The 26,452-nt window shown below is 65.5% G+C and carries 22 protein-coding genes and 1 pseudogene; 11 read left to right on the plus strand and 12 right to left on the minus strand.

Going from position 1 to position 26,452, the window contains the following annotated elements; all coding sequences use genetic code 11:
* Nucleotides 1-43: 43 nt before the first annotated feature.
* The 4 genes and pseudogenes from F813_RS0103605 to F813_RS0103620 all read right to left on the minus strand — a co-directional run bounded on the left by F813_RS0103605 (nt 44) and on the right by F813_RS0103620 (nt 4,822).
* A complete protein-coding gene (locus F813_RS0103605) occupies nt 44-676 on the minus strand; it encodes a thiol:disulfide interchange protein DsbA/DsbL (RefSeq protein WP_017925598.1) in 633 nt (210 codons plus the stop codon).
* Nucleotides 677-1,849 carry a c-type cytochrome biogenesis protein CcsB gene (gene ccsB / locus F813_RS0103610; RefSeq protein WP_017925599.1) on the minus strand — a complete coding sequence of 391 codons (1,173 nt, stop codon included), beginning with the start codon at nt 1,847-1,849 and terminating at the stop codon, nt 677-679.
* 25 nt (nt 1,850-1,874) lie between these two features.
* Nucleotides 1,875-3,933 (minus strand): annotated as a pseudogene (locus F813_RS0103615) (cytochrome c biogenesis protein ResB).
* Nucleotides 3,934-4,198: 265 nt separating this feature from the next.
* Nucleotides 4,199-4,822: a cytochrome c gene (locus tag F813_RS0103620; protein WP_017925601.1), complete on the minus strand. Its 624-nt coding sequence runs from the start codon at nt 4,820-4,822 to the stop codon at nt 4,199-4,201.
* Nucleotides 4,823-5,209: 387 nt separating this feature from the next.
* Between F813_RS0103620 and yihA the strand changes: the two genes are divergently transcribed.
* Entirely contained in the window at nt 5,210-5,821 is a 612-nt protein-coding gene (yihA, locus tag F813_RS0103625) for a ribosome biogenesis GTP-binding protein YihA/YsxC (RefSeq protein ID WP_017925602.1), read from the plus strand.
* A 249-nt stretch (nt 5,822-6,070) separates the two neighbouring features.
* Here the strand turns inward: yihA and F813_RS0103630 are convergent, their stop codons facing one another.
* Genes F813_RS0103630 through polA form a run of 3 tightly spaced genes read right to left on the minus strand, consistent with a single transcriptional unit; the run spans nt 6,071 to nt 9,952 of the window.
* Entirely contained in the window at nt 6,071-6,718 is a 648-nt protein-coding gene (locus F813_RS0103630) for an SCO family protein (protein ID WP_017925603.1), read from the minus strand.
* 10 nt (nt 6,719-6,728) lie between these two features.
* Nucleotides 6,729-7,226, minus strand: coding sequence for a hypothetical protein (locus F813_RS0103635; RefSeq protein ID WP_017925604.1), 498 nt, complete (start codon nt 7,224-7,226; stop codon nt 6,729-6,731).
* A gap of 5 nt (nt 7,227-7,231) precedes the next feature.
* On the minus strand, nt 7,232-9,952 hold the full coding sequence (gene polA, locus F813_RS0103640; protein WP_017925605.1) for a DNA polymerase I: 2,721 nt from the start codon (nt 9,950-9,952) through the stop codon (nt 7,232-7,234).
* A 118-nt stretch (nt 9,953-10,070) separates the two neighbouring features.
* Here polA and F813_RS0103645 point away from each other — a divergent pair, with 118 nt between their 5' ends.
* From F813_RS0103645 to ntrC, 6 genes are all read left to right on the plus strand, one after another.
* Nucleotides 10,071-10,796, plus strand: a complete 726-nt coding sequence (locus F813_RS0103645) for a TIGR00730 family Rossman fold protein (protein ID WP_017925606.1) — start codon at nt 10,071-10,073, stop codon at nt 10,794-10,796.
* Nucleotides 10,797-10,798: 2 nt separating this feature from the next.
* Entirely contained in the window at nt 10,799-11,197 is a 399-nt protein-coding gene (locus F813_RS0103650) for a DUF2782 domain-containing protein (protein WP_017925607.1), read from the plus strand.
* A complete protein-coding gene (locus F813_RS0103655) occupies nt 11,197-12,033 on the plus strand; it encodes a hypothetical protein (protein ID WP_026148125.1) in 837 nt (278 codons plus the stop codon). The genes F813_RS0103650 and F813_RS0103655 overlap by 1 nt, the downstream gene beginning before the upstream one ends.
* Nucleotides 12,034-12,067: 34 nt before the next feature.
* The gene (locus F813_RS0103660) at nt 12,068-12,721 is read left to right on the plus strand and encodes a DUF4124 domain-containing protein (RefSeq protein WP_017925609.1); all 654 of its coding nucleotides are present in this window, start codon (nt 12,068-12,070) and stop codon (nt 12,719-12,721) included.
* 176 nt (nt 12,722-12,897) lie between these two features.
* Entirely contained in the window at nt 12,898-13,995 is a 1,098-nt protein-coding gene (glnL, locus tag F813_RS0103665; RefSeq protein WP_038059954.1) for a nitrogen regulation protein NR(II), read from the plus strand.
* A complete protein-coding gene (gene ntrC, locus F813_RS0103670) occupies nt 13,995-15,431 on the plus strand; it encodes a nitrogen regulation protein NR(I) (protein WP_017925611.1) in 1,437 nt (478 codons plus the stop codon). Before glnL ends, ntrC begins: the two co-directional genes overlap by 1 nt.
* Nucleotides 15,432-15,437: 6 nt before the next feature.
* Here the strand turns inward: ntrC and F813_RS0103675 are convergent, their stop codons facing one another.
* A complete protein-coding gene (locus tag F813_RS0103675; protein WP_017925612.1) occupies nt 15,438-16,430 on the minus strand; it encodes a dihydroorotate dehydrogenase in 993 nt (330 codons plus the stop codon).
* On the opposite strand from F813_RS0103675, the gene F813_RS0103680 reads away from it, so the two are divergent.
* The 3 genes from F813_RS0103680 (at nt 16,429) to F813_RS0103690 (ending at nt 19,328) form a co-directional block, all read left to right on the plus strand.
* Entirely contained in the window at nt 16,429-16,893 is a 465-nt protein-coding gene (locus F813_RS0103680) for a tRNA (cytidine(34)-2'-O)-methyltransferase (protein ID WP_017925613.1), read from the plus strand. The genes F813_RS0103675 and F813_RS0103680 overlap by 2 nt on opposite strands.
* A gap of 117 nt (nt 16,894-17,010) precedes the next feature.
* The gene (locus tag F813_RS0103685; RefSeq protein WP_026148126.1) at nt 17,011-17,883 is read left to right on the plus strand and encodes a dienelactone hydrolase family protein; all 873 of its coding nucleotides are present in this window, start codon (nt 17,011-17,013) and stop codon (nt 17,881-17,883) included.
* Between the two features lie 236 nt (nt 17,884-18,119).
* Nucleotides 18,120-19,328, plus strand: a complete 1,209-nt coding sequence (locus F813_RS0103690) for a 6-phosphofructokinase (RefSeq protein ID WP_017925615.1) — start codon at nt 18,120-18,122, stop codon at nt 19,326-19,328.
* Nucleotides 19,329-19,424: 96 nt separating this feature from the next.
* Here F813_RS0103690 and adk read toward each other — a convergent pair whose 3' ends face one another.
* The gene (gene adk, locus F813_RS0103695) at nt 19,425-20,081 is read right to left on the minus strand and encodes an adenylate kinase (RefSeq protein WP_017925616.1); all 657 of its coding nucleotides are present in this window, start codon (nt 20,079-20,081) and stop codon (nt 19,425-19,427) included.
* Between the two features lie 151 nt (nt 20,082-20,232).
* Here adk and F813_RS0103700 point away from each other — a divergent pair, with 151 nt between their 5' ends.
* Nucleotides 20,233-21,399 (plus strand): hypothetical protein, encoded by a 1,167-nt coding sequence (locus F813_RS0103700; protein ID WP_017925617.1) that lies wholly within the window; start codon nt 20,233-20,235, stop codon nt 21,397-21,399.
* Between the two features lie 67 nt (nt 21,400-21,466).
* On the opposite strand, the gene F813_RS0103705 is transcribed toward F813_RS0103700, so the two are convergent.
* The 3 genes from F813_RS0103705 to F813_RS0103715 all read right to left on the minus strand — a co-directional run bounded on the left by F813_RS0103705 (nt 21,467) and on the right by F813_RS0103715 (nt 26,360).
* Nucleotides 21,467-22,450, minus strand: a complete 984-nt coding sequence (locus F813_RS0103705; protein ID WP_017925618.1) for a DmsC/YnfH family molybdoenzyme membrane anchor subunit — start codon at nt 22,448-22,450, stop codon at nt 21,467-21,469.
* Nucleotides 22,451-22,467: 17 nt separating this feature from the next.
* Complete coding sequence (locus F813_RS0103710; RefSeq protein ID WP_017925619.1) at nt 22,468-23,199, minus strand: 4Fe-4S dicluster domain-containing protein; 732 nt, start codon at nt 23,197-23,199, stop codon at nt 22,468-22,470.
* A gap of 299 nt (nt 23,200-23,498) precedes the next feature.
* Nucleotides 23,499-26,360: a molybdopterin oxidoreductase family protein gene (locus tag F813_RS0103715; protein WP_017925620.1), complete on the minus strand. Its 2,862-nt coding sequence runs from the start codon at nt 26,358-26,360 to the stop codon at nt 23,499-23,501.
* Nucleotides 26,361-26,452: the final 92 nt, after the last annotated feature.

Genomic DNA, 26,452 nt, shown 5'->3' on the forward strand with positions numbered 1-26,452 from the left:
GCGTTACGCCACCCGGTCGGCTGGAACCTGGGCACGGGCGGGATCAGCCCCGGGCCCGTTCGATCAGGAAATCGGCGACGTCGAGCATCTCTTCGTGGCTGCGCGTCATGCTGGCCGAGACCACGGCCTCCCCATCGATGACCAGGGTGGGCACGCCCTCGACGCCGTACTCCTGGACGTCCTGGCCGGCCTCTGTGACCTTGCGGCGGATTTCTTCGGAGCGCATCACTTCGCGGAACTCGTCGGCATCCAGACCGCGCTGATTGATAAAGCGCAGGATGGCGCTTTCCGAGCGCAGCTCGCGGCCCTGGTCATGGATGGCGTCATAGAACGCCTGGTGGACCTCGTCCAGGACCTCCAGCTTCTGCGCGGTGTAGAAGACGCGCGCATGCAGGGCCCAGACATCGTTCATCGGTGCGGGCAGATAGACGAACTCGACATCGTCGGCCAGCCCTTTCTGCCACTCCTGCACGTAGGGCTCGAACGAGTAGCAGTGCGGGCAGCCATACCAGAAGACCTCGACCACCTGGATCCTCCCGTCTTCCAGCCCGGTATCAATGGGCGGCTGGATGGTCCGGAAGTTCTGTCCGTCCCGGTATTCTCGGGCCAGGCTGGTGCCGGTTGCCAGCAGCAGCCCGGCACCGCCCATGGCACCCAAGAAATCACGACGCCTCATTTACAGCTCTCCGTAGGAATGCAGCCCGGACAGGAACATGTTCACGCCCAGGAAGGTGAAGGTGGTGACGAACAGACCGATGATGGCCCACCAGGCCATGACCGGACCGCGCCAGCCCTTGGTGAAGCGCATATGCAGCCAGGACGCATAGGTCAGCCACAGGATCAGGCTCCAGGTCTCCTTCGGATCCCAGGTCCAGTAGCCGCCCCAGGCCTCGGCCGCCCACATCGCGCCCAGTACGGTGGCGATGGTGAAGAAGGCGAAACCGATCGCGATGGACTTGTACATCACGCTGTCCAGCGCATCCTTGCTGGGCAGCCGATGGGTGATCGCGGCATCCGGGCGGGTGCGCTCGAAGCGGTGCTTGATCAGGTAGGCCACACCCAGCATCGATGCAATCGCGAAACCGCCGTAACCGACAAAATTGGCCGGTACGTGGATCTTCATCCACCACGAGTTGAGGGCGGGCACCAGCGGTTCGATCTCGTGCGCCTGGCGATCCCACATGTACCACAACAGGAAGGTTACCGAGGCGGCGATCACCAGCATCACGAAGGCACCCATGGTGCGCTGGCCGCTGCGCTGTTCGTAGTACAGGTACATCAGCGTGGTCATCACCGCCAGCAGGATGAACACCTCGTAGAGGTTGGACACCGGGATGTAGCCCCAGCTGGGATCGGTCAGGTAGATCTCGCGCCAGCGGACCATTAGCGCCATCATCCCGGCGCCCGAGCCGATCCAGGCGAGCGCCGCCCCGAGGCGGGACGGGAAGTCGGATTTGGTGAACAGGCCGAGGATGTAGGTCGCGGTGGCCATGTAGAGCATGACGCTCATCCACATGACCCCGGCCTGGCCGGAGCCGATGTAGTTCAGCCAGAAGTTGGTGCTGCCCCGGGCCAGATCGTCACCGTACAACCAGACCCCGAACAGCGAGAGCGCGGCGACGATGATCGAAAAGAGCTGCCAGGGTCGCCAGAACCAGCCGAGCCAGGCGCTCGTGCCGGCGGCGAGGATCAGCCCGCCGGTGTCATAGCGATCCATCAGGTGGCCGTATTGCCAGTGCGCGATTACGGCAACGGCGAGCACCAGGGCGAAATAGGCCCAGTCGCGCAGCTGGATGCGCCGGAAGATACTGGGCCGTTCAAAATCCAGGGCCTCATGGGGTACTGACATGGATCGCTCCTCCGACTGCTACCGGTTAGTCGTTCTTATTAGTTGATTCACTTCTGGCCATCGTCCGAGCCGTTGGTCGGCTTCTGATCGATGATCCAACGCTTAAGATGCGCGAAACGGTTCTCGAATTCCACCTTGTGCCGGTTACTGGTGCCGGCCATGGTCACCTGAGTCCCGCGGCCGTCTTCACGGCGTCGGGCGATGATCCACAGACGCTGATACGACACATAAAACATCAGGAAAATCCCGATGATCAGCATCACGCTGCCGGTGTACACCGTACTTTGCCCCGGAGCGCGCGCAATCTGCAGACCGGAGGCCTCGCGGTGTTCGAAGTCGCTCAGGTGGAAGTAGAACGGCGACTCGTAGAGGCTGATCGCGTTGATCGCGGAGACTGCATCTTCCAGCCAGCGCTGCTCCTCCTCCTGGATCGAGACCACACCCTCGTCTTCCAGGACCTCCATGTACAGGCCCTGTAGCCCGGCGTGCAGCACCCGCATCAGGAGCTGGCCGACCTGTTCGCGCTGTTCCTCCGGCACGCGGCGGTCAATCTCCGCGTGCACCGCGCCGTATCCGCCCTCGGCGAACAGGCGCATCAGCTCCGAGGTCGTCTGGGCGATCGCGGTGCCGGAGGGATCGTCGGCCGCGACTTCGCGCGCGATGGTGTTGCGCACCTCGGCGTTGTGCAGCATCGCCAGATAGGTGCGGAAACGGTCCAGCGAGTCATCGGCATCCGCCGGCAGGAACAGATAGTGGAACTCGTCACCCGGGCTCTCGCGTACGCCACTGAGGAAGTACATCGCCCCTTCCTGCAGTGCCGGGCGCATGTAGTTGCGGTAGTAGAGCCCGTGCCCGGTGCGGTCCATCAGTCGGAAATCGAAGCTCGGGCCGAGCCGACGGTTCTCGCGCTGGCCTTCCTCGTTCAGCAGCGGCACCACGTTCTCGTCTCTGAAGTCGATGAACTCGATGGTGCGGGTGTCGCCCTGCGGGGTCGGGATTTCCTGTTCCTGGAATACGCGCCCGGGGACTTCCAGCGAGCGTAGTGCCTCGCCGCCGAGCGGGATCGCCTCGATATCGAGGCGGGTGCCGCCATCGGCGAAGCTGGCCTGGTAGATCGCGTACCCGTTGTAGATCAGCGGGTGGTTGACCGAGATGGTATGCCGCAGCGGCTCGTCGCGGTTCGGGTCATGGATCACGAGATCCGACTCGTAGGAGCTTTCCGTGCCGGTCGAGAAGCGCTCGATGCGGAACTCTTCCAGCTCGATACGAAACGGCAGCTGCTGGACGAAATAGCCCTCACGCATCGGCAGGAACACCACGTCCGCGGAAGAACCCTCCGGGATCTCGACCATGCCGCGGAACGAGGGGTTGGAGACCGGCACCCAGGCCGATCGCGGCACCTCGGAGACCGGGACGCCCCGGGTCTCGATCTCGATGATGCCCAGCCATTCTTTGGCCTTGAGCAGCGTCGAGCCGTCTGCCAGCGCACCGACGCAGATCACCACGATGCCAACGTGGGTCAGAAGATAGCCGAGGCGGTTCCAGCGGCCCTTCATGGCCGCGATCACCGTCTGGCCTTCCGACTCCTTCTCGCGTGCCTTGAAGCCCTGGGCCTTCAGCACGCGCCGGGCATGATCAATGAATTCTTGTTGCGACTGGTTCAGCTCCCCGGTCGCGCTCGAGTGGAATGAGCGCAGGGACTTTTCCTTCACCTGCAGGTTGTAGCGCCGCAGGTCCTTCAGGATGCCCGGGCTCTGGCGGTAGACGCAGAACGAGGTGGAGACCACCAGGAAGGTGACGATCAGCAGGAACCAGGTGGCGGAATAGACCTGATAAAGCCCCATGCCGGCGAAGATCTCGTGCCAGAAGGGACCGTAGTCGATCAGGTAGTCGGTATAGGGCTGGTTCTGGACGAGCACCGTGCCGATCACGGAGGCAATGGCCAGCGCCACCAACAAGGTGATCGCCAGGCTCATGGAACCCATGAACTCGACCAGGATGCGGCTGCGCCGCGGGGCGCGGGCGGGCTTGCTGCGGGCACCGGCCGCGGGGGCAGGCCCCGCCACCTGTTCGTTATTCGACATACTGAAACCTGCGTTGACCTTCGCGACTATGCGAAGTACCCCTGCCGGGGTTCAATTTCCTAGACAAACTGCATGGAAGTTCCGTGCAAACCCTGTTATCAAGGCTGGCTAGTCTCTGTGATCCGCCCTGTCTGACGCGCGGAACCCCTGCACCATTCCCGGCGGCGGCAAATTTTGTACACCCTGGACAGCAAAAAAGGGGCGGCCCATGGCCGCCCCTTCCCTGGGAGGTTCGCCGCCCGGACTGCACGGCGCTCCGGCACGATCAGTCGGACGACAGCCCGGCCATGTACTGCGACACGGCCTCGATGTCTTCGTCGGACATGCGCTGAACCACGTTGCGCATCATACGACCGGCGTCGTTCGCGCGCTCGCCGTCACGGAACTTGCGCAGCTGGTTTGCGCTGTAGGTGGCGTGCTGGCCTGCCACCTTCGGGAACATGGCCTCCGGGTTGCCCTGGCCGTTCGGGCCGTGGCACGCGATACAGGCGGCGACGTTCTGGGACGGGATGCCGCCACGGTAGATGCGCTCGCCGCGCTCGACGACGTCTTCGTCGGCGGTTTCGGTGGTGATGGACTGCTCGGCGAAGTAGGCCGCCAGGTCACGCATGTCCTGTTCGTCCAGGTCGGCCACTTCGCCCGCCATCAGGGAGTCGGAGCGGGTCTCGCCTTCCTGGAAGTCACGCAGCTGCTTGACGGTGTACTTCGGGTGCTGGCCCGCGAGCTTCGGCCACTCCGGGTTGGTCGAGTTGCCGTCCGCCTGGTGGCAGGCCGCGCAGGACTGGGAGATTTCCTGGCCGCGCTGGGGATCGCCCGCCTGAGCTGCCGACAGCGGGAGCAGCAGGGAGACGGACAGGGCAGCAAAGAGAGCGGAAAGCTTGTGGTTCATGATCGAAGATTCTCCTGCATGTAAATGCGTGCCGGGTCGGACCCGCGTTCCTTGTGCCCCTTGGCAGGGCGATCAACATAAGGGGCGCAGTTTATAGCACAATGCTAAATTGCGCTCAAAAATAAACCGAGTCCGGTACTCGGCCAAGGGAAACGCTGGTCAATGTACGCACTCGCGCGGGTGCGCCAGGTTTTCCGAGCCAAGGCGCGCCGTGCAGCGGGTGTTGGTTCTACCCGCCCGTTGTTGATGAAAACGGGCGTGCGCGCGGCGTTTCGGATCCCTTGTGCAGAATGACTGCACGGCCGTCACTGCGCCGTGTTCGCTCGCAAGAGCGACGAAGCAGCGAGCGTGTACATTAACCAGTGTTTCCCAAGGACGCCCTGCCCCATGGAGCCCCGTTTCCGCGAGACCGCCTTTATCAAGGGCGTTGCCCAAGTCGAGCAACTGCCGCCCGATGACGGCATCGAGATTGCCTTCGCCGGGCGCTCGAATGCGGGCAAATCCAGTGCCCTGAACGCCCTGTGCGGGCGCAAGGCGCTGGCCCGGGTGGGCCGCACGCCCGGGCGCACCCAGGAGATCAACCTGTTCGCCCTGCCGCCGGACGCGGCATGGCGGCTGGTGGACCTGCCCGGCTATGGCTACGCGAAGGTGTCCGCCGGCCAGCGCCAGCACTGGGACCGGCTGCTGGGGGATTACCTGCAGTCGCGCGAGTGCCTGGCTGGGCTGGTGCTGATCATGGACATCCGTCGTCCCCTGACCGAGCTCGACCGTCAGCTGCTGGAGTGGGTGCCGCTGGAGCGCTGCCAGTTGCACTGCCTGCTGACCAAGGCCGACAAGCTCTCGCGGCAGGCGGCCGACAAGCAATTGCACGCGACCCAGCGCGAGCTGGAAGGGTTGGGGATCGAGGCGACCCTGCAGACCTTTTCTTCATTGAAAAATCAGGGGGTCGACGACCTGCGCGGCCTGCTGACCGAGTGGCTCCAGCCGGTCGAAGACTGACCGTGGCCCTCCCTTGGGCGCGAACCATGAACCCTAGACAAAAAAATGCCCCGGCCTTGGGGAGGACCGGGGCAAGATTCGGCCTCGACAGGGGGGAGCGAGGCCTGCCCGCTCAGGGAGAGAAGCGGGCTCGCGCTGGGCTAGAGCGCTTGTAACGTAAGAAAGCGTTCGTTGCCTTGAGTTCCATCCGTTCCCGAAAATGAACGTGATTGGCATCACAGTCCTGAGCGCGGCCGCCCAGAGGCCCCGTCAGTCTGCGCTTTCCCGCCGCCCGGCATGTTCCAGCAGGGCCCCGACCAGCTCGGCGGCGCTGGTCCCGTGAGGGTGAATCTCCAGCAGCTCGCCATCGGGCCCGATCAGATAGGTGGATGAGCTGTGGTCGATCACATCGCCCATGGCCGACTCCGTTGCGCGGCGTTCGTAGAAGACCCCGTAGCGTTCGGCTATCGGCCTCAGGTCGTCCTCGGATCCGGTGGCCCCATGAATCCCGGCATGAAAGTGACCCACATAGTCCGCCAGGCGGTCCTCGGTATCGCGCTTCGGGTCCACGCTGATCAGCACGCCATTCACCTCGCCCTGCCACTCTTCCGGCAAGCGGTTCAACGCCCCGCCGATCCAGCCGAGGCTGGTCGGGCAGGCGTCCGGGCAGCTGGTATAGCCGAAGTACAGCCACACGTACTGGCCCGCGTAGTCGTCCAGGTCGAAGCGCTTCGCATGGGTGGCCACCGGCAGTTCGATGGGGCCGCCCTGCACCTCGTCCGCGACCGGCAATTGTGCGTGGGCCGCGAAATCGCGCTGCGGCGGTTCGCCCGGAACCAGGGTGACGTACACGAGTAGCGCACCGGCGGCGACCACGGCAAAGGCCCAGATGAGGCTGCTGACGGGGAGACGGTTCATAACGGACTCATCAGTGATCGCGGGCCGTGACAAAACGGAATTGTGCAAAGGCCTCGTCCGGCGCGCCAGAGGGCATGGCCGTGGCGGCCCAGGTCATGGATTCGGTCACGCAGACCGGCAGGGTGGTCGTGCCGTGGTACCGCCCTTCGCCGGCATGCTCCAGCGCCGGGCGCTGATACCCCATGAACATCTCCACGCCCGCCAGATCGAGTTCCAGCGTATCGGGTGTCCCGAGTGCCGCCCGTGCCGGTTCATCCAGCATCAGGCGCAGCTCCAGTTCGCGCAGCATGGGCACGGGCCGCGGGCTGATGTCGAGCGTGATCGTGCCCCCCCTGGCCAGTTCGGCCGTGCACGGACCGGCATTCAGGTCGCAGTCCTCCGGCAGGACCAATGGTAGACCCATCGGCGCGCCGTCATTCAGGTAACGCTCGGCCAGCATCCAGGCGGTCGCTAGCAGTAACAGTGCGACCAGCCAGGCGGCGATACGGTTGAAGCGACGGGCGAACATGGGGGCTAGTGGGCGTCGTCCCAGTTGGCGCCGACGCCGACGTCCACGACCAGCTCGACGTCGAGATCGGCGGCCCCGCTCATGGCCTGGCGCACGTGGGTGGTCAGGTCCTCTACCGCCGCATCGGCCACCTCGAACACCAGTTCGTCGTGGACCTGCATGATCATGCGGGCATCGATCTTTGCCGCTTCGAGGTCGTTCGCGACCCGCACCATCGCGCGCTTGATGATGTCGGCGGCGGTACCCTGCATCGGGGCGTTGATGGCGACGCGCTCGGACTGCTGGCGCCGTGCCCCGTTGCGGCTGTTGATCTCCGGCAGGTACAGGCGGCGGCCGAACAGGGTCTCGACATAGCCGTTCTCGCGCCCGGAGGCGCGTGCGCGTTCCATATAGTCGTGTACCCCGGGATAGCGGCTGAAGTAGCGATCGATGTACTCGCGCGCCTCGCCCTGCTCGATGCCGAGGTTGCGCGCCAGCCCCCAGGCGGACATGCCGTAGATCAGGCCGAAATTGATCGCCTTGGCCGCGCGGCGCTGCTCGCCGGAGACCTGCTCCGGGTCCAGCCCGAAGACCTCGGCGGCGGTTGCGCGGTGGATGTCCTGGCCCTCGGCGAAGGCCTTGAGCAGGCCCGCGTCCTGCGACAGGTGGGCCATGATGCGCAGTTCGATCTGCGAATAATCCGCCGCCAGCAGCTGGTGGCCCTCATCCGCAATGAACGCGCGGCGGATGCGCCGGCCGGCCTCGGTGCGCACCGGGATGTTCTGCAGGTTTGGCTCCGACGACGACAGCCGCCCGGTGGCCGCCCCCGCCTGGTGATAGGAGGTGTGCACCCGCCCGGTCTCCGGGTGGATGCGCCGGGGAAGGGTCTCGGTGTAGGTGCTGCGCAGCTTGGACAGGCCGCGGTGCTCGAGGATCAGGCGCGGCAGGGCGTAGTCGTCCGCCATCTGCTCCAGCACGTCCTCGGCGGTGGAGGGCTGACCCTTGGGGGTGCGCCGCAGCACGGGCAGGCCCAGGCGCTCGAACAGGATCTCCTGGATCTGCTTGGGCGACCCGAGGTTGAACTCGCCGCCGGCCTCTTCGAAGGCCTCGCGCTCGATGCGCTCCATCTCGGCCAGCAGCTCCTGGCTCTGTTCGCCGAGCAGGTCCGGGTCCACCTTCACGCCGACGCGCTCGATATCCGCCAGCACCGGGACCAGCGGCATCTCGATCTCGCGGTAGACAAACGCGGGGCCTGTGGCCTCCTGCAGGCGTGGCTGGAACACCGCATCCAACTGCAGGCAGATGTCGGCATCCTCGCCGGCGTAATCGGTGGCGATGCCGATATCCACCTCGGCGAACGGGATCTGCTTCGCCCCCTTGCCGGCCACGTCCTCGTAATGCGTGGTCTTGTAGTCCAGGTGGCGTTCGGCCAGGGAGTCGAGGTCGTGGCGGTTGGCGCCGGCGTCCAGGCAGAACGACTCCAGCAGGGTGTCGTCGACGATGCCGCGCAGGGTGATGCCGTGATTACCCAGCACGTTGCGGTCGTACTTCAGGTGATGCCCCAGCTTGCCGTGGCGCTCCGACTCCAGCCACGGCTTCAGGCGTTCGAGCGTCTCCGCGCGCGGCAGTTGCGGATCGGCATCCGGTCCGGTGTGGGCCAGCGGCAGGTAGTACGCGGTGCCCGGCTCGAAGGCGAAGGACATGCCGACGATCTCGGCGCGCATGGCATCCAGGCTGGTGGTCTCGGTATCGAAGGCGACGCGCTCGGCCTGGTCCAGGCGTTCCAGCAGCTCGGCCAGTTCGGCCGCCTCGCGCAGCGTCCGGTAGTCGCCCTTCGCCTGCGACGGGCCCGGATTGCCCCCGTTGTCAGGGTTGTCGCCGGCGGCCCCGGCCTCGCCGCCCTCCAGTTCCGCGCGCCAGCGGGTGAAGCCGTAGCGCCGCACCATCTCCAGCAGGCGCTCATGGTCCGGTTCCTGGATGGCGAGGTCGTCGGGGCCGACGTCCAGCTCGACATCGCGCTTGACCGTGATCAGTTCGCGCGAGGTGGGCAGGCGCTCGGCTGCGGCGCGCAGGTTCTCGCCGATCTTGCCGCCGATGTCGTCGGCCTGTTCCAGGATGGTGTCGAGGTCGCCGTACTTCGCGATCCACTTGGCTGCGGTCTTCGGGCCGACCTTGTCCACGCCCGGGATGTTGTCGACGCTGTCGCCCATCAGTGCGAGGTAGTCGACGATCTGCTCCGGGGTCACGCCGAACTTCTCCTGCACGCCCTCGCGGTCCAGCGTGACCCCGCTCATGGTGTTGACCAGCGTGATGCGGTCATTCACCAGTTGCGCGAGATCCTTGTCGCCGGTGGAGATCACCACGTCGTGCCCGGCGCGGGCCGACTGGTCGGCGAGCGTCGCAATCACGTCGTCGGCCTCCACGCCCTCGACGCACAAAAGCGGCAGGCCCATCGCCCGCACCAGTTCGTGCAACGGTTCGATCTGGGCCGCGAGCTCTTCCGGCATCGGCGGGCGGGTGGCCTTGTATTCCGGATAGATGTCGTCGCGGAAGGTCTTGCCCTTGGCGTCGAACACCACCGCCATGTGCTCCGGGCCGTAGTCCGCGCGCAGCTTGCGCAGCATGTTCGCCACACCAATCATCGCCCCGGTCGGGGCGCCATCCGGCGCGGTCAGCGGCGGCAAGGCATGGAAGGCCCGGAACAGATACGACGAGCCGTCGACCAGGACAAGGGGGGCTTGTGACATCAATGCGGCATCCGTTCGGAAGGTGCGCGCCATTCTACAGCCCCGTCTCAGGCCGCGACCATTTGTACCGACCCGGGGCGGCCGTTACGCTTGGCCTTCGACACGAGGAACCCGCCGCATGAACGACCGCGAACGCGCCGAACACCCCGGCCTGCGCCCGATTGACGACTCCGCCCTGACCCGCGAAAGCTGGAAGATCTTCCAGATCATGGCGGAGTTCGTGGAGGGCTTCGAGCGCCTGGCGCATATCAAGCCATCTGTGAGCATCTTTGGCTCCGCGCGCTTCCCGCCGGGGCATCCGCATTACCTGCTGGCCGAAGAGGTCGCCCGTCAGTTGTCGGATGCCGGCTTCGCGGTGGTCAGTGGCGGTGGCCCGGGCATCATGGAGGCGGCCAACAAGGGCGCCTTCGCCGGGCGCTCGCCCAGCATCGGCCTGAATATCCAGCTCCCCCACGAACAAAGCGCCAACCCCTATCAGGACATCGGCCTTGGGTTTCGCCACTTTTTCTCGCGCAAGGTGATGTTCGTGAAGTACGCGTCCGCCTATGTGGTCCTGCCGGGCGGTTTTGGCACGCTGGACGAACTGGCGGAGATCCTGACGCTGGTGCAGACCGGCAAGACCCGGCGCATCCCGATCGTGCTGGTCGGCTCCGAGTTCTGGAAGGGGCTGCTGCACTGGTTCGAGGACACTCTTGTGTCCGAAGGCACCATCGACGCCGAGGACCTGCAGCTATACTCGTTGGTGGATGCCCCGGAAGACGTGGTGGACGTGATCTTCGAGCACTACGAGGCGCGCAGCTTCGAGCCTTCCGCGGAAGAAAAGAAACGCATGATGGAGCTGTGAGCATGGCCGCTAAACCCACCCGTTACCCCGCCGCCATCCTGGCCGGTCTGTTCCTCGCGCCGGCCCTGGCCTTTGCCCAGCAGGAGCGCGAGTGGGACGATGCTCCGCCGCCGCCCGAGATGCCGGACGAGGCGGAGGTCGACCCCGCACCACCGGTGCTGGACGAGCGCGCCCGCGAGCAGCGCGGACTGGAAGAGGCCGACATCGTGATCATCGAGCGCGATGGTGAGACCCGGCGCGAGTACCGCGTGGGCGGGCAGCTCGTGATGGTCGAGGTGACACCCGCAGTCGGTCCTTCCTACTACCTGATCGACAGCACCGGTGACGGCCTGCTCGATCGCCGCCAGCGCGAGCTGGAACCCGATTTCGTACCGCCGTCTTGGGTGATTTTCCAATGGTGATGAACGAACACGACCTCCAGGCCTGTGCCGAGGCCTGCGGGATGAGCATCGAGTTTCGCGAGGGCGAGGCCTTGCTGGCGGGTCAGCCCGTGCAGTGCCTGCGTCTTCCGGCGGATGCCGCCTCCGGTATCGAAGCGGCCCTGAAGGGTGCGGGCATCAGCCCGCTGGTCACGGCCGATGCCGACGGGGCGCGGATTCTTTTGCTGGATCGAGGCCAGGCATTGCGCGAATCCCTGTCGGCCGAGGGCCCCGGAAGCCTCGAGGCCCTGGGTGAGCGGGCCGCGAGCTGGCAGGCCCTGCACCCGGCGGGTGCGATGCCGGAGGCCACGGGCTATCGCCGCGGCGTACTGCAGCAGCTACTGCGTGAACGCGCCGACTCCCTGGGCCAGACGCTGTCGGCCGGCGAGCGCGAGATGCTGGATGCCGAGCTTCACCACCAGAGCCTCTATCGTTTCGAGGATCTGCCGCTGGCCGGGAGCTATTGGCACTCGGTGCGGGTTTACCCCGATGGGGCGGGGCTCGCGGATCTGGTGATGCCCCCGGCGCCGGTGCCCGCTTTCTGGCAGCTCGCGCGCATCGCGCTGGCGCTCGCAGTGGACGAGGCGGGCGAGATCCGTGGCGATGCGTACCGCGCGTTGCTGGCGGGATACCATGCCAAACGCCCGTTGGCCGCGATCGAGCGCGGGGCCGCACCGACGTTGCTGCGTCTGGCGGCGCTGGAGGACTGGATCGCCCGGCGCGAATCGGGTGCGGCGGGCGAGTCCGAGCGGGAGCGGCTTGTTGCGCTGCAGGGGCACGCCGCCCGTGTGCAGAGCATGTGGGTGCGCGCCGCGTAGGTGGCGCTGGGGTCTCGACCCAAGGAGATCGACGATGAACAAGGTCTGGGTGCTGTTACTAATCGCGTTTTGTCTCCCGGCGCTGGCCCAGGCCGAGATCTATCGCTGGACCGATGATCAGGGCAATGTGCACTTTGGTGACCGCCCGCCAGAGGGTCGCGCCAGCGAGTCGGTCAATGTGCGCGAGCCCATGCGCGGGGTGCCGCTTGAGGGTGCCCGCGAGATCCTCGAACGCCCGGTACGGCCCCAGCAGGAGGAGGCCGGTGCCAGCGGCTACGAGCGCATCGCAATTACGCAACCCGAGGACGGTTCCGGCGTGCGCGCCAATGACGGCAATGTCACCGCCGAGATCGCGCTGGAACCGGCGCTGGACGCCGAGGCCGGACACCGCATCGTCTGGCTGCTGAACGGCGAGGAGGCGGGTGACAGCACCGACCGCAGCATTACCTTCGAGGGGCTCAACCGCGGTGAATACAGCCTCCAGGCGCGGGTAGAGGACGACGCCGGGCAGGAGGTCGTCAGCAGCGACACCATCCAGTTCAACGTGCTGCGCATCGCGATTCCGCGGGAACAGCAGCAGCAACAGCGCCCACAGCAGTTCCCCGAGGGTGGGGCCCCGCAGGCCCCTCGGGCCCCACAAGCCCCGCGCGCACCCCAGCCCCAGGTCCCGCAGATCCCGCAGAACTAGCCGGTCGCACCAACTCCGTGCGTATACCGCCCCATTATAGTGCCTTTTTTGCACTATAATGGGGCGGAGCTTTGCGATTGCCATCATGCCAAACGCGCCTGGGCGCTTTCTGGCCCGAGGATGATCCACCCCGTGCGGTGCCCCTGTTTGGCGCGATTCCTGCTTGAGGCCCGTTGATGAACAATCCTGTCGCCAAGCCCGCCCCAGCTCCATGGCCCTGGTGGGATGACCTGTCTACTGCCGTGCTGGTGACGGATGGCGAGCTGCGCCTGGTGAGCCTGAACAGTGCGGCCGAAGTCCTGCTGGGGCTCAGCCGCGAGCGTATCGTTGGCCACGGACTGGGGCAGTGGCTCAGGCTCGACCGCAGCCTGTCGAATCGGCTGCGGTCGGTGTTGTCGCTCGATCAGCCGATCACCCTGCGCGCCCGACAGATGGAGCCCCTGCGCGCCGAGCCGTTCCTCGCGGACATCACCATCACGCCCCTGCGCGGTGAAGATAGTCGAGCGTCACAGCTCTTGTTTGAACTCAACGCCATCGATCGCCACGAACGGATCAGTCGCGAGGAACAGCTGCAGAAGCAGCAGGCCATCACACGTGCGGTGACCCGCGGGCTGGCCCACGAGATCAAGAACCCGCTCGGTGGCCTGCGCGGCGCGGCGCAGCTGTTGGCCAGCGAACTGGATGACGACGGGCTGAAGGAATATACCGGCATCATCATTCGCGAGGCGGACCGGCTGCGCAGCCTGGTGGATCGCATGCTCGGGCCGAACAACCTGCCCCGCCTCGAGGCCGTAAACCTCCACGAGGTGCTGGAGCACGTGCGCGGCCTGGTGAGTGTGCAGTTGCCGTTGGGTCTGAAGATCCGCGGTGACTACGACCCGAGCATCCCTGAGGTGCAGGCCGACCGCGACATGCTGGTGCAGGCCATCCTGAATCTGGTGCAGAACGCGGTGCAGGCATTGAGCGAGGGCGGCGAGATCACGCTCGTCTCGCGCGTCCTGCGCCAGTACACCATTTCTGGCCACCGCCACCGACTGGTGGCGCGCCTGAGCGTGCGCGACAACGGCCCGGGCATCCCGGAGGAGATCCGTGAGCGCATCTTCTTCCCGATGGTCACCGGCCGCGCCGCCGGCACCGGGCTGGGCCTGCCGATCGCCCAGAGCCTGATCCAGTTGCACAACGGGCTCATCGAATGCCGTTCACGACCGGGCAGTACCTCGTTCGACATCCTGCTGCCGATCGAACCCCAAAATGCCAAGGAGGCCGGCAACTGATGGACCCCATCGTCTGGATCATTGATGACGACGACTCGATCCGCTGGGTGCTGGACCGCGCCCTGCAGCGTGCCGGTATCCAGGTGCGCGGATTCGAGACGGCCGACGCGGCCTGGGCTGCGCTGGAGACCGACGAGGCCCCGGATACGGTGGTGGCCGACATCCGCATGCCGGGGCTGAACGGCCTCGATTTTCTCGCCCGGATGCAGACCCGCCCGGATCCTCCACCGGTCATCATCATGACGGCGTTTTCGGATCTCGAAAGCGCGGTCGGGGCCTACCAGACCGGGGCCTTCGAGTATCTGCCCAAGCCGTTCGATGTCGACGACGCCGTGGCCCTGGTCCAGCGTGCACTCGAGGCGCGTGCGACCGCACAACAAAACGCCGAGGGTGGCACCAGGATCGAGGACACCCCCATCATTGGCGAGGCGCCGGCGATGCAGGAGATGTTCCGCGCGATCGGGCGCCTGTCGCGCAGCAACATCACCGTGCTGATCAACGGCGAGTCCGGCACCGGCAAGGAGCTGGTCGCGCGGGCCTTGCACCAGCACAGCCCGAGGGCCGATCGACCATTGATCGCGCTGAACACCGCCGCGATTCCGAAGGACCTGCTGGAGAGTGAGCTGTTTGGCCATGAACGTGGTGCCTTCACCGGTGCCAGCCAGAGCCGCAAGGGCCGCTTCGAACAGGCCGATGGCGGCACGTTGTTCCTCGACGAGATCGGCGACATGCCGTTCGACCTGCAGACGCGTCTGCTGCGGGTGCTGGCGGACGGAACCTTCTATCGTGTCGGTGGGCACACCCCGATCCGCGTCGATGTCCGTATCATCGCCGCCACCCACCAGGACCTCGAGGAGCGCGTGCGCGCCGGGCTGTTCCGCGAGGATCTGTTCCATCGCCTGAACGTGATCCGCATCCATGTACCGTCACTGCGCGAGCGCCCGGAGGATATCCCGCTGCTGGTGCAGCACTTCATGGCCGAGGTGGCGCGTGAATTGGGCGTGGAGGCAAAGACCATGCGGCCGGAGGTGGTGCGCGAGCTGCAGCGCTTGCCCTGGCCGGGCAATGTGCGCCAGCTGGAGAACACCTGTCGCTGGTTGACGGTCATGGCATCGGGGCGCGAGGTGCATCTGGATGACCTGCCGACCGAGCTGCATCAAGAGGCCCCGCCCATGGAGGCCCATGGGGGCCTGCCGGACGCGCAGATGGCCACGCCGCGGGACTGGACCAGCGAGCTGGCCCAGGTGGCCCGGCAGCACTGGCAACAAGGTGAGCGTGATCTGCTCGGGCGGGTCCTGCCACAACTGGAGCGCACGGTCATCCGCGAGGCGCTGAATGTGACCGGTGGGCACCGTCAGCAGGCCGCCGCCCTGCTGGGCTGGGGCCGCAACACCTTGACCCGCAAGATTCAGGAACTGGGCATCGACGACGAGTAGGGCGGGTCAGGTCGTCGGGTCTTCCGGGGCCGGGGCGGCGCAGGCGGAGATCGCGCTGTTGAGCTGCAGGCTCCCGGTCAGCTCGCTGACCTGCTGGATGCCGTGGCGATCCATGTAGTCGCGGATGCCGTCCAGGATCTTCGGCAGGCACAGCGGATCGTAGAACAGCCCGGTCCCGACACCCACGGTGCTGGCGCCGGCGATCAGGAATTCCAGGGCGTCGCGCGCGGTCAGCACGCCGCCCTGGCCGATGATCGGGATGTTGTGCGGCGCGGCCACCTGATAGACCTGCTGCACCTTCAGCAGCGCAATCGGCTTGATCGCCGGGCCGGAGAGTCCGCCCTGGTTGTTACCGATCACCGCACGGCGGCTTTCCACGTCGACGGCCATCCCCATCAGGGTATTGATGACCGCAAAGCCGTCGGTCCCGGCGTCGATGCAACGGCGGGCGTTTTCGGCAATGTTGGTCTGGTTGGGCGAGAGCTTGGTGATCAGCGGCTTGGAGGTCACCGAACGGCAGGCCTCGACCACGCGCGCGGACATCTCCGGGTCGTTGCCGAAGGCCACGCCGCCCTCTTTCACGTTGGGACAGGAGATATTGATCTCGATGGCATCGATCGGCGAGTCGTCGAAACGCCGGGTGACCTCGATGTACTCCTCGATCGTGGAGCCGGAGACGTTGGCGAAAAAGCGCGTCTCCTCGAAATCGAGCGCGGGCAGGATCTCGTCCACCACCCGGTCGACGCCCGGGTTCTGCAGCCCGATTGCGTTCAGCATGCCGTCCGGGGTCTCGTAGACGCGGTGCGGCGGATTACCCAGTCGCGCCTGGCCGGTGGTCCCCTTCAGGCAGATCGCACCCGCGTCGCGATTGGAGAACCCCGCGACCCGGGTGTATTCCTCGCCAAAGCCGACGCAGCCGGACAGCAGCACCAGGGGCGTGTTCAAATGCAGCCCGCAGAAATCAACGGCCAGCCGCGGATCGGTGCGCGAATCACTCATGCTTCACATCGTCCTTTATGAACCGGAAATCCCGCCGAACACGGGCAATATTATTCGTCTGGCGGCCAACACCGGGGCGGCGCTGCACCTGATCCATCCGCTCGGCTTCGAGCTGGACAGCGCCCGGGCGCGCCGCGCCGGGCTCGACTATCACGAGCTGGCCCGGGTGCAAGAGTATGACAGCCTCGACCAGTGGCGGGAATCGACCCGGCCGCAACGCGTGCTCGCCCTGACCACGCGCGGGCAGGCCCGTTACGATCAGGCTGGGTTCCAGTCCGGTGATGCGCTGTTGTTTGGCCCGGAGACCCGCGGCCTGCCCCAAGCGGTACTCGACGCACTGCCTCCCGAACAGCGACTGCGTCTGCCCATGCAGCCCGACAGCCGCAGCCTGAATCTCTCCAACGCGGTGGCGGTGGTGGTCTACGAGGCCTGGCGCCAGCTCGGTTTTCCGGACGGGATCTAGCGGCTGATGCGCTGGGCATGACGCCGTGCTTTGCTCTAAGCTCGAAGGCGTGGCTCACGGCTGCGGGACCCCCGGTTGGGCCGTCCACGCGGCTTCAGGAAAAGGGGTTCGGGATTCATGTTTTCTGCTTTGCGATCGTTCTGCCTGCTGGCCACCGCCAGCCTCCTCGTCGCGCCGCTCGCCGCGGACGAACCCACCGGTTCCGACAACTGGTGGTGGGATGACGACTGGTGGGAGGACGGCGTGCTGTATTCGGACCTCGAGAATCACGAGGTCGAGATCGAGCGATTCGAGTATGAGCGCGACGGCGTGGACATCCCGGCGCTGGTCGCGCGCCCCGCCGATGGCGAGGCCTATCCCGCGATCCTCTGGGCCCATGGCCGGCGCGGGCTGGACGATCTGGCGATCCTGCACGTGAAGCGTCTGGCCGCGCGCGGCTTCGTGGTGATGGCGCCGGACCTGTACACCGGCCGCTTCATGGAGACGCATCCGCTGGATCATGACTACGAACTGGAGGGCGACCTGAACCAGGGGCTGGATGTCCTGCTCGAGCGCGACGACATCGTCGGCGACCGGGCCTGCCTGGTTTCCATCACGCGCGGGGGCTACAAGACGCTGAAGGTCGCCGTGACCTACGAGCGCCAGGTCGAGGACGTCGCCTGCTGGGCCGGTTACTACCCGCACCTGCAGGACCCGAACCTCGGCGAGCCGCACCAGGTGTATCGCTACGCCAACGAGGTCAATCAGCTCGAGATCCCGATGATGATCCTGATCGGCGAGGACGAGCAGTATCAGCGCCACCGGACCGCGAAGATGGCGGCGGACGGCCTGGAGAGCCGCGGCGGTGATGTGACCTGGATCGAATATCCAGGCGTTGGCCGCGGCTTCGATTTTCGCAACGGCGGCAACCGCACCTTCGCCGACGATCTGGCCTCGCGTGACGCGATGATCCGGGTCACGCGCTTTGTGAACCAGCATTTGCGCGACTGAGTTCCCCCGACTTCCTCCCCTGGCCTGCGAGCCGGTACCCCCGACCCATCGGGTTGGTGGTGCCGTTGCACCCGTGGGTCCTCCCCAGTCAATAAGTCTTTGATAATACAATTAAACGTTTCCGTGCGTAGAGTGCGGAATTTGCTATCTTCGGGCCTTATGTCACTGAGATGCCCGGTCGTTGCGCGGCCGATTCACGGTTGGAACGTACTTAAAGTCGCAGAAGGAGGACGAAGATGGCCAAGGTTCTGATCGCCCAGGGTGGAGGCCCGACGGCGGTAATCAATCAATCCATGGTGGGCGCGGTGCTCGAAGCCCGGAAATTTACCGATGTCGAGCTCGTCTACGGGGCCTTCCACGGGGTGCGCGGGATCATCGACGAGGAATTCCTGGACCTGACCCAGGAGACCACCCATAACCTGGAGATGGTCGCACGGACGCCCTCCTCGGCACTGGGATCCACGCGGGACAAGCCGGACCTCGACTACTGCAAGGAGATCTTCAAGGTCCTGAAGGCCCACGGGATCACCTACTTCTTCTATATCGGCGGCAACGACTCCTCCGACACGGTACGGATCGTCAGCGAGGAAGCGCGCAAGGCCAACTACCCGATGCGCTGCGTGCACATCCCGAAGACGATCGACAATGACCTGGTGGAAAACGACCACACGCCGGGCTTCCCCTCGGCCGCGCGCTTCGTGGCCCAGGCCTTTATTGGAGCCAACCTCGACAACTATGCCCTCCCGGGGATCTATCTGGCGGTCGTCATGGGCCGCCATGCCGGATTCCTGACCGCGGCCTCCGCCCTCGGGAAGAAGTTCCCGGACGACGGACCGCATCTGATCTATGTGCCCGAACGGGTTTTCGAGGTCGACCGCTTCCTGTCGGACGTCAAGGCGACCATGGACCGTCATGGCCGCTGCGTGATCGCGGTCAGCGAGGGCATCCACGACGCGGACGGCGAACCGATCGCGACCAAGCTGGCCAAGGACGTGGAGAAGGATGCCCACGGCAACGTGCAGCTCTCCGGTACCGGGGCACTGGCCGATATGCTTTGCGACGAGATCCGCAGCAAGCTGGGGGTCAAGCGCGTGCGCGGCGATACCTTCGGCTATCTCCAGCGTGCCTTTATTGGCTGTGTCTCCGATGTCGATCAGCGCGAGGCCCGCGAGGTGGGCGAGAAGGCCGTGCAGTTCGCGATGTGGGAGGGCCGCGACGGCTCGGTCGCGATCAAGCGCACCGGCTTTTACTCGGTGGACTACGAGTACGTCCCGCTGGAGGCCGTTGCGGGCAAGACCAAGGTGATGCCGGACGAATTCATCGATGACTCGGGCACCGATGTCACGGATGCCTTCCGCATGTATCTGCGCCCGTTGCTGGGCTCGGGCATGCCGGATGCCTATCGTCTGCGCAAGAACAAGGTGACCAAGGTGCTCGGTCGCTAGAAAAAGGCCCCTGGTCCCGTGTCCGGGGCCAGGGGCCAAGTGCAGGGGTTTTGATCCCCTGACAAAGGCCCGCCCGGTACGCCGGGCGGGCCTTTGCTATCCGAGGGCCTTGAAGATCTGGTCGCGGATGTCTTCCACCGATCCGGTTCCCTTGATGTGGACATATTTCGGCGCGTCGGGGTCGTCGCTCTCCGCCCACTTCGAGTAGAAGTCCACCAGCGGGCGCGTCTGGCTGTGATAGGCCTCCAGACGCTTGCGCACGGTTTCCTCGTTGTCGTCTTCGCGCTGGATCAGATCCTCGCCCGTCACGTCATCCTTGCCCTCGACCTTCGGCGGGTTGAATTCGACGTGGTAGGTGCGCCCGGAGCCGGGATGCACCCGCCGTCCGCTCATGCGGCGGATCACCTCTTCGTCGGGGACGTCCACCTCCACGACAAAGTCGAGCGGCACGTTCTGCTCCTTCAGGGCCTCGGCCTGCGGGATGGTGCGCGGGAAGCCGTCGAACAGGAAGCCGGTGTCGCAGCAGTCGGGCTGCTCCACGCGTTCCTTCACCAGACCCAGGATGATGTCGTCGGAGACCAGGCCGCCTGCATCCATGACCTCTTTGGCCTTCAGACCCAGTGGGGTGCCTGCCTTGACGGCTGCACGCAGCATATCGCCGGTGGAGATCTGCGGGATGTTGTACTTCTCGCAGATGTACTGGGCCTGAGTGCCCTTGCCGGCGCCGGGCGCCCCCAACAGAATCAGTCGCATGCTCTCGCTCCTATGAGGAGTGGGTGGTTGTGCTATGGTCGCGGCAGACACTCCCGAGCCGCGCAAGTTACAGTACAGGGGTTGTGGTTGTCGGTACAACCCTGCCCATCCTTACGTGACACCCGCCCCCTGCAAGGAGTCATCCACCGTTATGCAAGCCGGCCCCCGCGAGATCACCACGCCGTTTCGGCCTATCCCCCTGGACATCCCGGAGGGCATGAAACCCAACGAGTTCTTCAACAGCACCGAGAACCTCGCCGACCTGGTGAATAACAACGGCCTGCTGGTCAATCCGGAGAACCTCCTGCTCTACCGCAAGGCGCTGGGACACAGCAATGAGTTCGACTGCTCCATCATCTACAACACCTCGCAGACCATCCTCGACCCGATGGGGCGTCCGGTACGGCGCACCCAGGTGCCGGAGCCGGTACGGCATGTCTGGAACCGGATGAACGGGGTGATCATCGAGTACATGCTGGAACAGTACCCGGACCCGGCCGAGGCCCTGGTGCTGGCGGGCGAGGCCAGCCTGGATGCGACCTGGCCGCTCACCGCGCCGGGCGTGCCCAGCATCCGCATGCTGCACAACCATTTCATCGTCTTTCCGATGGCGACCCTGGCCGATGCGCCGCTGGCGGATCCCGGCAACCCCAACCTGACCGATGGCGGCCAGCACAGCCTGTTTCAGGCCTACATGCGCGACGTCTACCGGGCCTTTTTCACTCGGGCCCTGGATCTTCAGATCCTCCGGCCGGCGCCGGACCACCAGGCCCGCCTGGGGCTGACCGGCTACCCGCACGGCCTCCCGAGCTGGGAGATCCAGGGTGGGGTCGAGGCGCTGAAGGACATCCGCTTCTGGCGGGAATACGACGCGGTGCTGCAGGGCTTTCTGGACTTCTACCGGACCTTCTTCTCGCAGGTCTCCACCCGCAATGCGCCGATGCCCGAGGGGACGCACTTCCCCGATGCCGTGGAGGAGGTCCTGCTGTTCAACAACGATTTCCTGAAGACCGCGAAGAAGGTGCGAGACCGCTGCTTCACCGATGCCAAGTACGCCCATGCGATCCGCTGGCAGCCGGCCTTCAAGCAGCTGATCTACCGCAACGACGAGGGTCGCCTGATCGTCACGATCAGCCAGAACTCGATCGGCAACGCGATTACCGAGCTGCTGGGGGTGGTGGTCAACCGGGTACCGGATGCGGAGGCCTACGAGCGTGTCGAACCGGCCCTGCTGGAAAAGCTGCTGGAGGTGCGTCGCCGCCTGATAGATGTGGATCTGGGCGAGGGGATAGCGACCGAGGGCTGGCCTGCAGCCTGACCGGGCCGGCTCGGGTGTGCCCGGAACCGTGACGGACCGGGGGCGGAAGAACCGCCCCCGGTGGTACTCAGGCCACCGACTGGTAGTAGATGTTCTGCGGATGGTTCGCCTGGGCGAAGAAGAACCAGCGCTCGGCGACCATGCCCAGATACTGGATCACGAACGCGGCGATCAGCAGGTTGACCGGGTCGATGCGGGTGACCAGTACGACCAGCAGCAGGATCGCCGGGACCACGAACGCACCCAGCAGGAAGATCCACTTCATGCCGCGCAGGAACGCCGCCGACATGTGGTGGAAGAACTCCCGCGTATTGAATGAGCCGCCCATGAAGCCCTGGGACTTTTGCTGGATCTTCGGGTGCTTCACCCCAATCGCGGTTTGCAACGTCGATTTCGACTTGATGCGGGAGTTGCGCACCAGCGACGCGCTGCGGGTACCCAGTCCCAGAACCGTCAGGACGATCGCGACTGTCGCCAGGAAGGCGACCAGCGGGACACCGGCCCAGGCCGCATAAGCGGCCGCCAGGGTAAAGCCGTTGGCGGCCCCCAGCACGGTGTAGTTCACCACGGTCAGCGGGGAGTGCCATTCCTGCAGGAACTTGATGCAGGCGTAGATCATCGCGGTGGTCACATACAGCACGATGGCCAGCAGTGCCCCGATGGCTCCAAGCACGACGGTCAGCAGCACGGGTATGTCCCCGGCCAGCGTACCCAGGGGCGGATTGAACCCGAACGCATGGGCCGCGCCGTACAGGAACACCACGCCCATGAACGCCGGGAGCACGATCACCTCGCGCGAGAGCCACGAGGTGCGCCACTTGGTGGCGGTGCGCCAGGCGCGTTCCGGCCGTCCCAGGTGGAAGAACGAGGCGATCAGCCCCAGCACCAGGAAGACCAGCGCAAGCGCGGAGCCCAGAGCCAGGAAGTCCGAACCCGGGGGCGGCAGCACGCCCAGCAGGCTCAGTGCCTCGGCACCGAACAGGCCGAGGAACAGGCCCTGGCCGGCGCCAATCAGGGTGGTGAGAAAAATGACCGAGAAGGCTGGATGCATAGTGTCTTCGTCCCTGTTTACCAGCTGGTGACGTCGTCGAGCGAGGGTTCGTCCTGCCCGGGCTTCGGCAACTGACTGTCGATCTTCAGCGGGTTGTCCGCGCGTTCGACCTCGTCCTCGCGGATGGTGAGCTGGGTCTTGCGTCGTGGCAGGTAGTGGTTGGCCGGCTTGGTCCCCCATTCCGGCATCAGCTGGTAACCACCGGCCTCGCGGATGGCCTTGGAGACGACCGACTCGGGGTCATGGATATCACCGTAGAGCCGCGCATTGGTCGGGCAGGCCCGCACGCAGGCCGGCTTGCGGTCCCATTCCGGCAGCTCCTCGTTGTAGATGCGGTCCACGCACAGGGTGCACTTGGTCATCACCTTGCGTTCGGCATCCACCTCGCGCACGCCGTAGGGGCAGGCCCAGGAGCAGTACTTGCAGCCGATGCATTTGTCGTAGTCGACCAGCACGATGCCGTCCGACTCGCGCTTGTAGGAGGCCCCGGTCGGACACACCGGCACGCAGGGCGGCTCCTCGCAATGCAGGCAGGACTTCGGAAAGTGCACCGTCTCGGTGTTCGGGTATTCACCCACCTCGAAGCTCTGCACCCGATTGAAGAAGGTGCCGGTGGGGTCCGCGTCGTAGGGATTCTGGTCGACCAGGGGGCCGGCATCGCCGGAGGTGTTCCATTCCTTGCAGCTGGTTACGCAGGCGTGGCAACCCACGCAGACGTTGAGATCGATGACGAGGGCGAGTTGGGTCATTTCTTGCCTCCTGGGGGAACGCTGCACAATGTGCGCACTCGCGCTCGAGTCGCTTTTGCGTGCGAACAAGGCGCGGCGACTGCCGTGCAGTCACTCTGCACAAGGGAGCCGCAACGCCGTGCGCAGGCAAAAGCGGCCGAGCCCCTGCTTTTCAATGGTTTGTGGGGTTGGTGCCCCAGGTTTTCCGATCCTGCGTTGCGGCCCGAATCAGACAACAACGGGCCGGTAGCACCACTACCGGCTGCGCACCGCGCCTTGCCTCGGAAACCCTGGGGTGCCAACGCGAGTGTGTACATTGCTCAGCGTTTCCCCAGGCCTGCAAAGAAGTTCAAAACACGTGCCCGTGTGGACTGGCCGGGATACGGTTTGAGCGGCTTGAACTGGGGAGAGGTCTCCTGCGGCTCCCCTTCTTCGGCCTTGTAGATTCGTACGCGGACGTCATACCAGGCCGCCTGACCGGTCACCGGATCGGAGTTGGAGATCGGGCCGTCATGTCCCGGCAGCTCCTCGGAGATCAGGTGGTTCAGCAGGAAGCCCTTGCGGGACTCGTTGGCGCCCGGAGTCAGGTTCCAGGCCCCCGCGGCCTTGCCGATCGCATTCCAGGTCCAGACCGTTCCGGGTTCCACCGCCTCGGAGTATTTGGCCATGCAGCGTACCCGGCCCCACTGGCTTTCCACCCAAATCCAGTCCTCGTCCTCGATGCCGGCGGCGCGCGCGGTGCGCGCGTTCACGTACAGCAGGTTGTGAGCGTGGATCTGGCGCAGCCAGGCGTTCTGCGAGTCCCAGGAGTGGTACATCGCCATCGGCCGCTGGGTCACCGCAGCCAGCGGATAGGTGTGCTTGTCCGTGGACTGGTGTTCCAGCGGGTCGTAATAGAAGGGCAGCGGGTCGAAAAAGGTCTCGACGCGCTTGGCGAGGTGCGCCGGCACCTTGCGCGTGGTCCCCTTGCCCTGGGCGGCGGCGCGGAACTTCATCAGCACCTCGGAGTAGAGGTGGATCAGCACGGGCTCGCCATAGCGCGTGATGCGGTTGCGCTGCGACCACTCCAGATACCCCTTGTTCCAGTTGCGCATGTACTGGTAGCTGCGGGGCAGTTCGTACTGGAAGACGCAGTTGTTCTTGGCGTACATCTCCCACTGATTGGGGTTCGGCTCGCCCCGCAGGGACTTTTCACCGCCCTTGCCGCGCCAGCCGGCCAGGAAGCCGATGCCGGAGCCCGGCTCGGTCTCGTAGTTGATGACGAAGTCCGGGTAGTCGCGGAATTTGCGATCGCCCTTCTCGTTCACGAAGGCCGGCAGTTTCAGGCGCGACCCGAGCTCGATCAGTACATCCTGGAAGGGCTTGCATTCGCCCTTCGGTGGCACCACCGGGATGCGGACCGAGTCCACCGGCCCGGTGAACTCGGAGATCGGGCGATCCAGCATCGACATCACGTCGTGGCGTTCCAGATAGGTGGTATCCGGCAGCACCAGGTCGGCAAACGCGGTCATCTCGGACTGGAAGGCATCCGCCACGACCAGGAACGGGATCTTGTACTCCCCGTTGTCGTCCTTGTCGTTCAACATCTTGCGGACCTCCTCCGTGTTCATGGTCGAGTTCCACGCCATGTTGGCCATGAAGATCAGCAGGGTGTCGATCGGGTAGGGGTCGCCGCGCCAGGCATTGGTGATCGCGTTGTGCATCATGCCGTGCACGGCCAGCGGGTACTCCCAGGAGAAGGCCTTGTCGAGCCGCACCGGCTCGCCCTTGTCGTCCACGAACAGGTCGTCCGGGCTGGCCGGCCAGCCGAGCACCATGCCGTCCAGCGGCTTGCCGGGCTGCACGCCCTCCGGCCCCTTCGGCGTGCGGGCGCAGGGCGGGATCGGACGCGGGAACGGGGCCTTGTGGCGGAACCCGCCGGGGCGGTCGATTGTGCCCAGCAGCGACATCAGGATCGACAGCGAACGGATGGTGTGGAAGCCGTTCGAGTGTGCGGCCAGCCCGCGCATCGCATGGAAGGAGACCGGGTTGCCGGTCACCGACTCGTGCTCCACGCCCCAGGAATCGGTCCAGGCGATCGGCAGTTCGATGCGCTGGTCGCGCGCGGTCACGCCCATCTCGTGGGCCAGGCGGCGGATATCCTTGGCCGCTATGCCGGTGACACGCTCGGCCCATTCCGGGGTGTACTCCGCAACCCGGTCCTGCAGCAGTTGGAACGAGGGCTTCGCGCGGGTCCCGTCGTCAAGCGTGAACTCTCCGAGCAGGAAGGGGTCGGCGCCCGGGGTGTGGGTGGGCACCGGGCGACCGGTCTTGCGATCCCACCAGAGCTGGTTCTGCGCGTCGTAGCAGCCCTCTTCCGGCGGGTCCTCGGTGCGCAGGAACATGCCGAACTCGTCCTGGTCCTCGTCCATGTTCACCAGCTGGCCGGCATTGCTGTAGCGCACCAGGAAGTCGCGGTCGTACAGGCCCTTGTTGATAATCTCGTGGATCAGTGCCAGCAGCAGGGCGCCGTCGGTCCCCGGACGGATCGGGACCCACTCGTCGGCGATCGCGGAGTAGCCGGTGCGCACCGGGTTGATGGAGATAAAGCGCCCGCCCTGGCGCTTGAACTTGGAGATTGCCACCTTCAGCGGGTTGGAGTGGTGGTCCTCCGCGGTGCCAATCATCACGAACAGCTTGGAGCGTTCCAGGTCGGGGCCGCCGAACTCCCAGAACGAGCCGCCGATGGTGTAGATCATGCCGGCGGCCATGTTCACCGAGCAGAAGCCGCCGTGCGCCGCGTAGTTGGGGGTGCCGAACTGCTTGGCGAACAAACCGGTCAGGGCCTGCATCTGGTCGCGTCCGGTAAACAGCGCAAAGCGTTTCGGGTCGGTCTCGCGAATGTGCCCGAGGCGCTCGGCGAGGATCTCGAAGGTCTCCTCCCAGGAGATCGGCTCGAACTCGCCGTCGCCACGCTCGGCACCGGGCTTGCGCCGCAGGGGCTGGGTGAGCCGCGCCGGCGAGTGCTGCTTCATGATCCCGGAGGCGCCCTTGGCGCAGATCACGCCCTCGTTGATCGGGTGCTCGGGGTTGCCATCAATGTAGCGCACCTCCCCGTCACGCAGGTGCACCCGGATGCCGCAACGGCAGGCGCACATGTAACAGGTGGTGTTCTTGATTTCGTGCGACGGGGTCTGTGCCATAGATCGTTAACGCCTTGATAGTTTAGACAATTACGATATACTTGCGTCCCCCTCTCTGCCGCCCGGGGTTACCCCCACTATGCAGTTCCGGG

This window comes from Thioalkalivibrio sp. HL-Eb18 (assembly GCF_000364985.1).
GTDB lineage: Bacteria > Pseudomonadota > Gammaproteobacteria > Ectothiorhodospirales > Ectothiorhodospiraceae > Thioalkalivibrio.